The sequence below is a fragment of the Corynebacterium callunae DSM 20147 genome (assembly GCF_000344785.1).
GTDB classification, from domain to species: domain Bacteria; phylum Actinomycetota; class Actinomycetes; order Mycobacteriales; family Mycobacteriaceae; genus Corynebacterium; species Corynebacterium callunae.
In genome coordinates, this window is sequence record NC_020553.1 from 49,280 (window position 1) to 62,386 (window position 13,107).

The following is a 13,107-nucleotide window of genomic DNA, read 5'->3' on the forward strand; positions in this document are numbered from 1 at the left end:
TATGTACTGGCTCCAGATAGGTGTTGCTGCGGTACTATTGATCCTTTTCGCTGGTCAAGTCATTATTATCCGACAGAAGATCACCCACCTTTCCCTAATGTTGACGATACTGTCTCTAGCTTTTGTCGGTTATTCGGTGTTGCTGATTCCCCAGGTAGATGTATGGATCAATGAGGCTAGTGGCGGCGCCCCTGTGACAAGTCTGCTGAAAAATTTCATCCTGCTTTTCCCTGCGATTGCAGGCGTGCTGTCATGGTCGTTATGGGGTGTTAATCGTCGGTGGCAATACGTTGCTCTTGTAGTTATCGCTGGTCAGATGATGTTCTCTTTGTGGAGTTGGGAACAATCTCGGAGTATATGTCACCAACGTGACCGATTTTTTGCTGAGTGTGCACTAAGCCACCCGGCTGGTGCCTGGGCGATGATTCTGTCGTTTATTGTGCTGGTGACCGTTGGCCTTGTTACTGTGTGGCTTCTTCGCTGCGCATTAGGCTGGCGCACCTTGATGCAACAAAGCGTGACGCTGTTGGCCGCCACTGTGATCTTGGGGAGTGTGTGGTGCTTGGTGTCTGCTGTCGGTGTGTGGGAATTACTCACTCTCGGATCGTATTCATCAGTGCAGCGGGCAATCCGGCCGCCATTAGCGATTACTGTCGCTCTCATCGGTGTGATGACCTCTTTATGGCTGCCACTGGGACGATTTATCACTAGCGTGTATTTTTCCTGGCAGATGCGCCATCTCATGAGTGCGGTTGGCGTGCCGTGGTGGATGATTATCTGCATGGCGGGCACCCGCTCAGAATCATTGGCGATGGATGCGCTCAGCGACTTTTTCACCACGTCCAAAATTTCCACTATTGCGGTTGATTACAATCCGGATAACTCTGGAGTGGTGCTGCGTGCTTTAGAGGGCAGTGTCAGTGAAATTGATATTGAAATTCCTGCCCTTGCTGGAGTAGATGTCCAGCATCGGTGGCTTACTGGGACGGCGAAGGTGATGGCATGACTATGTCAAAGACGAGCATTGCTCACATAATCAGCGAAGTTTTTGCCCCCTGGGTGGTCAATATTGCTTTGTTTTTAATTCTTGCTCAGGTAACAGGTGCCTGGCCAGCTGGTATTGCGGCCTCAATCGGCACAGGGGTGGTGCCAATGGCGCTTATTCTTGTGCTGATCCGTCGGGGAAAAGTAGGAAATCATCATGTCACTGATCGCAGTCAACGTGGGCTGGTACTTGCAGGAATTTTCGTGTGTGTCTGCGTCCTACTGGCGGTATTGGCATATCTAGATACCCCCCGACTGATCTGGGTGGGAGTGTTTTCTGCTTTTGTTTTTCTCATTGTCTTTGGGTTTTTGAGCGTCGTTGCACGAATTAAAGCTTCAATCCATGTGGGACTATGGGTGTGTGTCATGACCTACTTGGGATTAACGGTAAATCCCTGGTGGTTAAGCGCTCTTGCCCTAACTCCGGTGATTGCTTGGGCGCGCATTGTCATCAAGCACCATACGAATGCAGAGGTGGTTGCAGGCATTGGCGGCGGCGTCGCTGTGACTGCCGCCTGCTACCTCCTATTTTTGGCGTGACCGTCGCTTTTCCCGAAGTGAGTAAAAGTGATTAGTACGAGCAGCCAACAAAGAGGTGTTGTTGATGCGCTCGTGAAGCGTGAGGATATGTGACTCGTACGATTTCCACATCTCCTCATCGGTGGTGGAGAAATACTCCAAGGGCACCTTGAAAACATTGGCAAGAGCCACGATCGTGGCGAATGCTGGTCGCTTGGTCTTGCCATTGAGAATGCCGTAGATTTGCTGCGGAGTCACTGGTGCGTCCTCGGTAGAAGCTAGCTCGGCAACCTTTGCGACTGTATAAGGAGCACCCCCTGGAGGGTGAAGCTTGTCGAAAAGTAGCTGTAGCCGATAGCTCAAATCATGTTCCATATAGTTTCCTCCTGCACTGAACTGTAATTTTACTCCAGTGCAGGAGAAATCCTTATTTGGCGCGCGCCCACGCCCTGGCTATCTCCAGCTCTGAAACCCCGAAGAGTGTGGCTAAGATTGCGATTCGATCATCTGTCAAGGATGCATATCCACGCTCGAGGTTTGAGTATCCACCAAGGGTGATACCTAGCGCGTCAGCGGCTTCTTGACTGGTGCACAGGGACAGATTGCGTAAATCAGCTAGCGTTGCCGTGCCGATAGGAATATCCATGACCTCGGCAGGGGAGTGTCCCAAAATATCCATGACAATCGCTAAAGATTCTAATGAGGGAATATATCTTCCTTGTTCCCAGTGGCGGACAGTGCCTGGAGACATGCCTGCTGCGCGCGCCAAAGAGGCGTAAGTGTGGCCTTTTTCTAAGCGAATTTCTTTAAATCTTTGCGCATTAAATTTTACTAAGGATCGGCTCATAAAGGCCCAATCCTGCACTCAATCCTATAGATAGCAGTCATTTATCCAGTATGCCCGAATTTTGCCACTATCTTAAGCAACTATATTATGCTACGCTCTCTTAGGTATTGACCTGCTGTATTAATAAATGGTCGATATGCAAACAAGAATCTGACTGATAAGGACATCAGCATGAAAAAAGTTGGCACCGCGTCGATGATGGCTTTCATCGTTACGACCAGTGCTTTGTCTCTGCCTCAAGTCGCACATGCGGCAGAGACCCAGCCGGGCACGCAAGCAGGAACTCAGCCTGGGGTGCCTACTCCGGAAGATTCCACCCCAACAGCCCCTCCGGAAGATTCCGGTGAAACCCAGCCGGGAGTCGATACTCCCGTGGAGACCGAAACTCCAACCCAGCCGGGCACGCAAGCAGGAACTCAGCCTGGGGTGCCTACTCCGGAAGATTCCACCCCAACAGCCCCTCCGGAAGATTCCGGTGAAACCCAGCCGGGAGTCGATACTCCCGTGGAGACCGAAACTCCAACCCAGCCGGGCACGCAAGCAGGAACTCAGCCTGGGGTGCCTACTCCGGAAGATTCCACCCCAACAGCCCCTCCGGAAGATTCCGGTGAAACCCAGCCGGGAGTCGATACTCCCGTGGAGACCGAAACTCCAACCCAGCCGGGCACCACAACAACTGCCCCTACTCCTGAGAACACCCCCACAGAAACCGCACCTGCACCCACCACAGGCGAAACAACAACCGAACCTCGCCCCGTAGAGGTATCGCCTGTCGTTGATACTAAACCTCTTCCTTCCACACCTACGGAAGAACCCATCACTCCATCAACTCCGGTGACGACTGTCCCAGTCACTAATGATGATGAGTCTGACGATGAAGATCTGGAGGTAGAAGCTACCGAAGTCGAGCCTGTCTACACCCCATCAGAGACCTCCACCCCAGTCACTGATCAAGCCGAACTTCCGGTTGCGCCACTAGCCCCAGCTCCTGTGCCTGCCGGTATCGCCGGGGCCACTATTACTGTGACCGGCCCTGGATTCGCTGCCGAACTCAGCGGCACTTCTGAACCTGTTTCAGCAGGTCACGTCGCTGTGGATACAGGCGCAGGCACATTTTCCGCAGATCTCGATACCATCTCCGGTGGCGTCGATGTCACCACCAGCGCTGGAGCGTTCTCCATCTCAGCTGCACAAGCAGAACAGGCTCGCGCTCTAGGAGATAGTGCATTTAACGCCCTGCCTGTCCCCACGCAGCAGACAATTTACGACACCACTAATGCAGCTCTTTCCACCGCAGCAGCACAGTCCGACATCACACACCATGACCTCGGCATCATCAACACCACAGTCGTGGTTGACCACTGGAATTAAACAGTCGGAGACAGATAAAGGAGATTGATCGTGGCTGATGATTGGCTCGAAGCATTGGAAAAAAGCAACGTGCAAAAGATTAAGCCTGTTGCTTTGCCCGATGTCGATGAAAAAGCAGAAGATGCACCGAAAATCGCTCCAGTAACAGCTCCAACTCGTGAAAAGAAAACTCCGTCGCCACGGACTAAGCGCACATCACGATCAACCATGGCGTTGCTGACAACGACCGGCGTACTAGTTGTGATCGGTATCGGTTCTTTAGCAGCGTTGAGCTACTTCACCGGTCAGCCTATCGCTTCTAATAATGCGCACAATGAAGTAGCAGAAACCTCGCTAGCGCAGACCTCGGAGATGCCAGGTACTTCACCACTTAAGACCTCCGACCCAGCATCGGTAGGAAATGCGTGCGATTCGTCCACACCAACGGTCGCTGAGGAAAAAACGATACGTGGCGCAATTACCGAGTTTGAAACAGCCTATTTCGCTCGTGATTCCGAGCGTCTTGTCAGCTCAACTACACAAACCAGCCCACTGCGGAAGCAAAATTGGGACACCGTGCTGGCTGAGGCCGCACCCGACGGCACCACATGGTGTGCAGAACTAGGAGCTGTCGATGACAAGACCACCACAGTCGATGTCGATCTAACGATGACCGTCCCAGGAAAACCCCCGACCACCTACCAGCAACGTGCCACCGGCGAAAACACCACTGATGGGTGGAAGCTTGTCGCACTGGAAGCCAGACAGGGATAGATCATGAACATTGGGAAAAAAGTTGCAGCAGTGGTAGCAACCACTATCTGCTTTGCTGGCAGCGGCACCACAGCTGTCCATGCCACAGAAACATCATCTCCATCAACGACTCCTTCACCATCACCGAACGCACAGTGCGCCGCGATACACCTCGTGCTGGTCAACGGCACATTTGACACCTCCGCCCAACAAGATTCCACGGTCGATCATGGCTTTGGTGCCCAAATTGCAGGGCCAGCAATGCGTAGCGCCAACGATGGCCCAGTGAAAGACCCCTCAGCAGGTATTTCTGTCGAAAAAGCACTAGAAGGAGTTACAACCTCCGCTAGTGCAACGCCTTCCACCACGTCTGAGTCCGTGGGCGATCTTGATTCCTATCAAGATCAGCTCTGGGGATCTGCACCATCATCGAGCGCACTTGCCAGTGATGTATGGACAACTACTGAAGCTGCGCCTGTCGATGAAGCTGGAATGAAAGTTGCCCGTACCTATATCACCTACCCAGCAGCAGCAGGTGGTGCCTTTATTCCAGGTCTTCCCACATCTGAGGCTGTTCCTTATGAAGAGTCTATGACAGAGGGAGCGATCAATACGGCGGCCGTAATTCAAGAAATTGACGAGACCTGCCCTGAGACAAAGATCTTCTTAGCCGGACACTCTCAAGGTGCGCAAGTGGCCTCAACTGTGGCCCGTGAAATCGGATCGGGAGCGACCTCAATTAATCCCGACAAAATCGCTGGTGTAGCACTGTTTTCCGATCCCACCCGTGCACGCGGTGCTGCCACAGTCGAGAATACCGGCCAGCAGCCTGCCCCTGTTCCAGGAACTACTGGCACAAATGTTGCCAGCGTGGGTAGCTTCACCTCACCAGATCAAAAAGAGCTCGATGGCGGTGGAATTGGTGTGGACGCCACCGGAGGGAAAGACTTTGGTGCGCTTGCAAACCGCACAGCTTCATGGTGTGCACCTGGCGATCTTGTCTGTGACCTGCCGATTTCCGGCCCATTGTCAGAATTGGTGGTTAGTACCGCACAACAGCTGGATCTGTCTGACCCGGAGAAATCACTCCAGATCATTGCTGATTCGCTCAGTCCATCAGTTGTGATGGGCGGAGTTAATGAACTGCCGTCGCAGGAATTTAGCTACGGCAACGGTGGATTCTCTGCATCAGCATCAAATGGTCGCGATACCAAGCAGCCATTGATTTCCCAGATTGCCATGGACGGTGCGACCGAAGCTCAGCCTGTTCTTGGAGACCAGTTCATTAGTGATCTTGGAAAATCCGTTGTCGGTGGGTTATCCCAGCTCGGAGGTATGGCACTAGGCACGGGCATGACCATCCTGAAAGAGGCTGTGACCGTGGAAAACATCGCCCAGGTTGCTTTAGCTGGTGTCGCCGGCCCACAAGCCGCGATGACAGCAGCAGTGGCCAGGCTTTCAGAAGCAGCAGTAAAAGTTGTCACTCCTGAGCTGGCCGTGGGTGCGGCTGAAACCGTGCTCAACGAAGTCAATATCTTAGGCGTCTCACCTAAAGGATTGAGTGAAGTTGTTGTTGAAGCCGCAGGTCATGGCGCTGCACACAACTCTTACGGCTCCCAGGTTTCAACTACTGATGGGCGCTCCGCTATTGACGCCACCGTCGATTGGATTGTTGCAGCAAGCTACGACGTCTCAGGAGAATCCACAAAAGCGCCTATGACCTCATCTGCTCCGTCAGCTCTCGCGTCCTTGAGTTTCGACACTGAGTCAGCACAGTCTGCGCTCGCAGAGGTCGCCTCCTGGCGGGCACTACAAGGAGAAGGCAAATGACTGAACCCACCCCCGCACCAACACCAAAATTAGTGCGCGTCTCCGTGTCCCATCATGGAGGACTTGCTTTAGCTTCTGAATCTCTGGCAGACCCACACCAGTGGTCGCCACTGGTGTGGCTGGTCGGTGCACATGGAGGGGCAGGTGTGAGCACACTAGCCCACTCCATTGCTCCCTGCGGTGACGCAGGACAACAATGGCCAGTTCACGACCAGTTTCCGTGGTGTGTCATTGTGGCTCGATCGACACGAAGCGGTGTGGAAGCAGCTCACGACGCAGCACTCCAGGCACAAGTAGGCAAGGCAGGTCACTGCCGAGTCCTGGGTGTCATCTTGGTTGATGACGCTCCAGGAAAAACCCCCAAGTCTGTGGAACAAAAAATCACCGTCGTGAAAAAAGTTGTTCCCATGATTTGGCGAGTTCCGTATTTCCCACAGTGGAGAGAAGTTCTCAATGATGAACTTCCGGTGTGGTCACCGCTGGACGACCACGACGACGAACCGCAGCAAGACCATAGCGTCGCGCGGTTTGCGCGAAAGAAAAAAGCCCCCTCTGTGCTGGAGGCTGTTCCTGCCATTGTGCAAACCATCAGCCAGGAAATGATCGACCTCGCACGTGAAGCCAACTCCCACGTCAAATCCTTTTAATCCCTCTTTCTTCTCAAAGGAGTTTTCATCATGAACATCATTGACCGAATCAATACAGAAATCATTCTTGCCCAGGTACCAGGGCAGAATCTTTCCCCACAAGCCCCTGGCGACTTCGGTGCCAAGGTCGACCGAGGTCTAAACTTCGGTGTGTTCATCGGCCTGGTTGTCGCTGTCGCTGGCGTGATCGCTATCGGTGCCTCAATGGTCATTTCCCGCCGTGAGGGAACCAGCGAAGAAGCCACCGGCGCTGCACTTCGCGTTGGCATTGGTTGCCTGATTATCGGCAGTGCTGGCTCAATCGTCGCTGCTCTAGTCTAGGGCGTTTCACAGCGTGAATATTTTTCTCAATGCTCAGGGTGGACCTCCACAATCACCTCAAACCCCGCCAGACAGTGTGTGGGTCACGGTGTGGAATTGGCTGCAAATCACGCTGTGGATCATGGACACACTCGCCATCGTCTCGATTATCGTGCTCGGCGCATTGCTCGTCGTTGATAAAAACCGGGGCGAGCCAGTGGGTTCCACCTCGCCCCATGTGGCCTTTTTAAAAATTGCCATCGGCGTAATGATGGCCTCATCAGCAGTTTCCATCGCAGCGTGGTTTGCCTAACCCCATCGTCAGGACTTTTTACGTTATGAAGAAGAAACTCTCTTACACCTCCGCACTTTTGTGCGCGGCACTCATACTGACAGGATGCAGCTCAGATGATGAGACTGCCCCTACTGAGACCACAGAAGCTGTTGCTCCTGATCTCACCTCAGCACCTGCCGACGCTCACTGGCAGCCAGTTTCTGGGATTACTGTTCCTGTGAAGTCAGCGGACGGGCCAGATAGTTCTGACCCTGTGTATCACGGGTATGCCCACACTCCGCAGGGGGCAGTGCTGGCAGCTATTAACGGCCAAGTTGCTATGGCCGTCGCTGACGATACCAAGTGGGATGAGGTCTCGACAACGTTGCTTGCCCCAGGTCAAGGCCGTGATCAGTGGGCACAAGGACGAGCATTAGTCAGTGTTGCTCCAGGTGCTGTGCAGACCAACCCTGCAACATTTCAAGGCTTCAAGATCACGGAGTTTTCCGATGACCGCACTCAGGTGCTTCTCGCTGCTGATTACCCAGGAGTTGGACTCACGGTGTATCCCGTGCAGTTGATTTGGCAAAACGATTGGAAAATCGTTGTTCCAACGTTGGGAGCGGCCCCTGATTTAACCCGTCTTGGTTCACTTGAAGGTTTTACTCCATTTAGCGCTGACCAGGCATAACGACAGGAAAGAACCATGATGGATAAGAAAAAGAATTACCTCTGGGTGATCATTGTCGCGGTGATTGCTGTTGTTGCCGTTGTAGGCGCGGTACTGTTTATGCGCTCTAGTGATGGAAGTGCTCCTGGAGATCAGGCGACATCACAGACCTCTACTACGTCTACAAGTAGTGCTGCACCTGGAAACTCTAAATCCTCCAAGACGCTATCAACTGATATTTGGGGCCGAAAAATTGTATCTAGGTCTGAAACTGGTGAGCCCATTGGAAAGTTAAATCCGCAGGGCGATTCTTGTGCGATTACACCCGAGGTAGAGATTCAAACCGCACATGGTGCAGCAACGTTATGGTCACGTACTGATGGGCCTTCTGAAATTAAAGAAGGTGTTCCTAGCGGATATGCCCACACGGCAACAGGCGCTGCATTAGCAGGGTGGAACAACCGCTTATTGCTTTTTGCCGGTGGTGATGTTTCTCGTGCAATTTCAAATGTTGTCACTGCTGGAGATGAACAAAAGACGGAAGAGTTGCGTTCTAGCTTTGCTGCAGGTTCCGATGATTCTTCTCAAGCTTTAACAAAACTCACAGCTCCCGAAGCTGTCAGGGTGCTGTCTTGCGATGACGAGTTCGTGGTCGTGGATTTTGCTCACAAGATTTTCGGGGATGAAAATGGCAAGTCTGACGTCATGCAGTGGGATATTATGCGTGCCTCAATGCAGTGGAATGGCAGTGAATGGGTTCTAGATCTGCGATCATTTCAGCAAAGCGGCGAGGTCATCACATCTATCAATTCAGTTGATGGGTGGACAAAGTGGCAATACTAAATAACCCGTTACTTAGTCATGGCCGCAAATTCATCACTGTTGTCTTTGTAGTTGTTGCACTAGTTATTGGTGCACCTATAGCTCATTCTCAAGAGACAAATGCCTACGAACAGGGATATGAGCAGTGCCTTAATGAGCAGGAATTCACAAGGGGAAACTCTCCCGCCCGCGTTGTCGCTAATGTGTTGCCAGATGCCGTATCTGAGGGGTTGAAAAAGGGCGCATGTATGGATAATGCTGCGTCAGAGAACCCAGGTGCAGCGTTAGCAACTGCTGTTGGTGCTGCTGCTTCAAAGTTTTGGGGCGACCCAGTCGGTAAACTTACTCAAGCCGTCCTCGAAGGAAACTCCCAAGCTCTTCAGACCGTCATGACGTTCTGGATGGACTACCGCATTGATAAAAACACCATCGACCAAAACGTCAACGGTGTAAAAAATATTGTTCTCGGTCTCGCAGGTCTCGCCCTAATTGCTTCCATCATCGTCGGAGGCGGTCGCATGGCGGCTTCCCGACGACAAGGCCTGGCTGAAGGACTAGAAAACACAGGTCAAGTTATCGCCACTTACCTACTGTTTTCCCTGCTTATCCCCGGAATGATCGCCGGTGCAGTCGTTGCCTCAGACCAACTATCAGACTGGATTATGCGCAGCTTTGGTGCAACCAGCGCTGAGCAAATCCTCGGCGGAACAGCGCTTAACGAAAATCAGGCCGGCCCGATAATCATGCTTGCACTTGCAGGTGTCTCATTCGCTGGCTCGATGATGCAGCTGATCGCCTTGGCCACGAGAACACTGCTTCTCCCGATTGCTGCGGGTCTGACTCCACTTTTTGCGGCATTAACGTTTACTCAAACCGGTAAACAAGGACTTAATCACCTGGTCTCGCTGATTATTGCGTCCATTGCATTTAAACCAATTTCAGCGTTGCTGTACTCCGTGACCTTTTGGTACGTCAAAGACGGTGGCGACGGTGTCATGGATGCTTTTGTCACAGCGATCATGATTGGTGCCGCCGGGTTTACGGCTCCAGCCCTGGTTAGAGCTATTGCTCCGGTTGTTTCTCAAGCCGGTGGCGGTGGCGCAGCACCTGTTCTCGCAGGTGGTGCTGCGCTCACTGGAGGTGCCCTTGGCTTAGCTGGTGGAGCACTTAATGCAGCATCTCGCGGTCTTTCTAGTTCTGGTGGGAAAGCTGCTGGAGCAGCATCTACCGCTGCTGGCAGCGGAGCAAGCATGACGGCCACAGGTACTGGTGGCAGTGGCGGTGCAATGGGAAGTAACCCTGGAGGAGGAGGCGGTCGTGTGAGTAGCCCGACTAGCCAAAACACCACAGCTGGTGGCTCTGTATCAGGCCGGAGTTCTAGTGGGGCAAGCAGTACTGGTGCTAGTGGCGGTGGTGGAGCTACTGCTACCGGGGCTTCATCAGCGGCAGGTGGTTCAGGACCAAGCCCTCAGATGCGCCCGGCTGGAGCCAGCGGAGTTGGTGGCCAAGGAGCGACCACACAATCACGCAGTGCCCGTGTGGGATCACAAGCTCGGCAGATCGGAGCAACCACAGCTCGTACAGGTGCAGGTGTTGCCAACACAGGTGCACGTATGGCCAGGTCAGGAGCAGCAGCAGCACAACGAATTCAATCAATTTTGGATGAATCCATTGGTGCCCAAGGCACCCACCACGGTGGAAGGAGATAAGTACACATGAGCGCTATGGACTCCGTTGAAGTTCCGGTCTATTCCCTGGGGCAGCCGTCACGACGTACTGGCCTGGGTGGATTCTCCATGAAAACCACCGTCATTGGTGGCGTCGGTTTTATCACGTTTTTGCTGCTACAGCTTCTCGGTGCCGGAAAGATCGGCCTGATCGTTCTCGGTGTCACAGCCTTGATTGCGGTCGTCATTTCTGTCCCTATTGGCGGTCGCTCTCTGGCACAGATGATTGAAATGATCATCCAGGACTGGCGATCTCGCTATAAGAAGGAACACATCTATCTCTCTGGCCCATCATCTCGCATTGCTAATGGTCACTACCGTTTGCCAGGTGTGCTGGCACGCACTGAAATGCACGCAGCAATAGATGCCGCAGGCCGACCATTCTGCGCTATTTTTGACCGCCCCCGCCGTGAAGCAACCGTATTGCTGAACGTGCAGCTCTCTGGACAAACAGCGATCACGCAGGAAGAACGCAACATGCAAACCGCTGAATGGGGTCGTTGGCTTGCCTCATTAAGCTTGTCCGGTGACATCATTTCTATGGCTTTGGTCGTGGCAAGTCGACCAGGCACAGGTGATGTCGTGGCTCAAGAGGTCGCGGCAAATGTCAAAGACTCCGCTCCGGAAATCGCTCGCCGGATTATGAACGAAGCAGCGGCAACCCTAAGCCAGGGTGCGCCAGAAATCGACGCGCATATAGCACTGACTTTCTCAGTGTCTGTCTCTGGTGCTGATGACGTTTCGTTCCTTGACCTTATTGGTATGCGTTTGCCGACACTGTATGAATCATTGTCCTGGTCAGGTATTCAAGCAGCTCCGATGCGAGAAAGTGATGTGTGTGCTCGGGCACATATGTTTTTCCACCCTTCAGCTGAAAAAGAATTTGAAGAGCTCTCCGTCCACGGAGTAGATCATGGCTTGAGCTGGGAAGATGTCGGGCCGGCGTGGTGTCAAAAAGACACCACTGTCTATCACCACGACGGGGCAAAGTCGATGACGTGGGAAATGGCTCAGGCTCCGCGCTCAACTTTTGAAGACACCTTGCTTAGTCCTCTGATTGGCCACCATGGCCGCATTGCCCGTAAGCGCGTTGCGCTGGTCTATCGCCCCTTTGAAGCAGGCCAAGGTGCAGGAAGAGTCGAAGCTGAGCATCAAGACGCGATGGTGGCAGCAAATTCTTCTAAGAAGATTCGATCTGCTGCTGCGGAAATGCGCCTGGAGCACACTGACGCTGCCCGACGAGCACAGGCGAGAGGTGCCCAGCTGGGCCGTTACTCGATGTTTGTCACCGTCACCGTCAATGAGGATGAGGATTTGGGCAGCATCAAACATGACGTGCAGCAGCTTGGTGCTCAATCAAACCTGCGTCTGCGTGTGATGAAACGCCAGCAAGATGCAGCTTTCGCTGTGTCTTGTGGGCTAGGGCAAATCCCGTGGTCTAAACCGTCCACATCCACCCTGGCTGGAATGTAATAAGGAGAGTAACTGATGTGGTGGACAAGAAAAAATAAAACAATCCGCACGCTAGCAGGATTAGAACGCAGTGAGCTGGCCTCAGCCCGAGATTCCGCAGGATTCGACTTCGCTGCGCTGTTACGACCTGGCACTGCCACAGCACTGCTGAAAGTTGACCCCTCCGCACCGATTGACGACGAGATGATTTCTGCGTGGGAACGACTCGTCAGCAGGGATTCATCCGTGCTGGCCTGCGAAATGATCAGCTCTGCCACACCTCACGTCGCTATTACCTGGATGAGGGAAGCAAAAGCAGAGAAAAAAGACGACAGCGAAATTCTCACCCGTCTTGCTACAGTGCTGCCTGATTTTTATGCCAGCACTGCTGTGACTTTGACACCGATGACCAAAGACGATGTACGCAGGCTTTTTATCTCAGAATGCTCGCTGGTTTTTGACCACAACCAGTGGCCACACATCAATGCTGAGGTGGAAGAATCTTCCAGCGCGATTAGCGTGGACGATCTTAGTTTCGCCAGCTTTGACGTCATGGACGACAGTGGAGTCGATGACCTTCTACGCCGCTGGTGCAGCGAAGAAGGTGCTGCTAGTGCTCGGTTTAACAGGATTTTCCGGCCCAGTGATACCGATGATCCTGGCCGTCATTGTGGTGTGCTCACCATATTTTCCCCAGGCACTAACCACGAGATTTTAGAACGCATCGTAGATGAAGTTCTTGGTCTCTTAAATCCCGTCCAACGGCTGCGAATACGCAGGCTCTACGCACGACAGAATGCAGGTCTCACCGCAGGTCTTGGTATCGGCGCATTCGCGTGGAACGCAACAACAACCCGTGCGGCTTAACAGGA

General features: G+C 53.0%; 15 protein-coding genes. 13 read left to right on the forward strand and 2 right to left on the reverse strand.

The annotated features are described in order from the left end of the window. Position 1: 1 nt before the first annotated feature. Both H924_RS13370 and H924_RS13375 read left to right on the forward strand, forming a co-directional pair. Complete coding sequence (locus tag H924_RS13370; protein ID WP_015453136.1) at positions 2-1,006, forward strand: hypothetical protein; 1,005 nt, start codon at positions 2-4, stop codon at positions 1,004-1,006. A gap of 2 nt (positions 1,007-1,008) precedes the next feature. Then, the gene (locus tag H924_RS13375; RefSeq protein ID WP_015453137.1) at positions 1,009-1,584 is read left to right on the forward strand and encodes a hypothetical protein; all 576 of its coding nucleotides are present in this window, start codon (positions 1,009-1,011) and stop codon (positions 1,582-1,584) included. Here the strand turns inward: H924_RS13375 and H924_RS13380 are convergent. Beyond that, a complete protein-coding gene (locus tag H924_RS13380) occupies positions 1,570-1,938 on the reverse strand; it encodes a helix-turn-helix domain-containing protein (RefSeq protein WP_015453138.1) in 369 nt (122 codons plus the stop codon). The two genes, H924_RS13375 and H924_RS13380, sit on opposite strands and share 15 nt — an antisense overlap. Positions 1,939-1,990: 52 nt before the next feature. After that, positions 1,991-2,410, reverse strand: coding sequence for a helix-turn-helix transcriptional regulator (locus H924_RS13385; protein WP_015453139.1), 420 nt, complete (start codon positions 2,408-2,410; stop codon positions 1,991-1,993). A gap of 171 nt (positions 2,411-2,581) precedes the next feature. Between H924_RS13385 and H924_RS13750 the strand changes: the two genes are divergently transcribed. From H924_RS13750 to H924_RS13440, 11 genes are read left to right on the forward strand one after another with little or no spacing between them, the layout of a single operon-like run. Next, entirely contained in the window at positions 2,582-3,781 is a 1,200-nt protein-coding gene (locus tag H924_RS13750; protein ID WP_015453140.1) for a hypothetical protein, read from the forward strand. 30 nt (positions 3,782-3,811) lie between these two features. Continuing rightward, positions 3,812-4,534 (forward strand): hypothetical protein, encoded by a 723-nt coding sequence (locus H924_RS13395; protein WP_015453141.1) that lies wholly within the window; start codon positions 3,812-3,814, stop codon positions 4,532-4,534. A gap of 3 nt (positions 4,535-4,537) precedes the next feature. Continuing rightward, positions 4,538-6,343 carry a cutinase family protein gene (locus H924_RS13400; RefSeq protein WP_015453142.1) on the forward strand — a complete coding sequence of 602 codons (1,806 nt, stop codon included), beginning with the start codon at positions 4,538-4,540 and terminating at the stop codon, positions 6,341-6,343. After that, positions 6,340-6,990 carry a DUF6668 family protein gene (locus H924_RS13405; RefSeq protein ID WP_015453143.1) on the forward strand — a complete coding sequence of 217 codons (651 nt, stop codon included), beginning with the start codon at positions 6,340-6,342 and terminating at the stop codon, positions 6,988-6,990. The genes H924_RS13400 and H924_RS13405 overlap by 4 nt, the downstream gene beginning before the upstream one ends. Before the next feature lie 30 nt (positions 6,991-7,020). Then, positions 7,021-7,311: a hypothetical protein gene (locus H924_RS13410; RefSeq protein ID WP_015453144.1), complete on the forward strand. Its 291-nt coding sequence runs from the start codon at positions 7,021-7,023 to the stop codon at positions 7,309-7,311. A 13-nt stretch (positions 7,312-7,324) separates the two neighbouring features. Then, a complete protein-coding gene (locus H924_RS13415) occupies positions 7,325-7,603 on the forward strand; it encodes a hypothetical protein (protein ID WP_015453145.1) in 279 nt (92 codons plus the stop codon). Positions 7,604-7,628: 25 nt separating this feature from the next. Further along, positions 7,629-8,255, forward strand: coding sequence for a hypothetical protein (locus H924_RS13420; RefSeq protein WP_015453146.1), 627 nt, complete (start codon positions 7,629-7,631; stop codon positions 8,253-8,255). Between the two features lie 15 nt (positions 8,256-8,270). After that, positions 8,271-9,077 carry a hypothetical protein gene (locus tag H924_RS13425; RefSeq protein ID WP_015453147.1) on the forward strand — a complete coding sequence of 269 codons (807 nt, stop codon included), beginning with the start codon at positions 8,271-8,273 and terminating at the stop codon, positions 9,075-9,077. Then, positions 9,065-10,765: a hypothetical protein gene (locus H924_RS13430; RefSeq protein WP_155862047.1), complete on the forward strand. Its 1,701-nt coding sequence runs from the start codon at positions 9,065-9,067 to the stop codon at positions 10,763-10,765. The genes H924_RS13425 and H924_RS13430 overlap by 13 nt, the downstream gene beginning before the upstream one ends. A 6-nt stretch (positions 10,766-10,771) precedes the next feature. Then, positions 10,772-12,256, forward strand: a complete 1,485-nt coding sequence (locus H924_RS13435; RefSeq protein ID WP_035108086.1) for an SCO6880 family protein — start codon at positions 10,772-10,774, stop codon at positions 12,254-12,256. A 15-nt stretch (positions 12,257-12,271) separates the two neighbouring features. Beyond that, on the forward strand, positions 12,272-13,102 hold the full coding sequence (locus tag H924_RS13440; protein WP_015453150.1) for a hypothetical protein: 831 nt from the start codon (positions 12,272-12,274) through the stop codon (positions 13,100-13,102). The last annotated feature ends 5 nt before the right edge of the window (positions 13,103-13,107 follow it).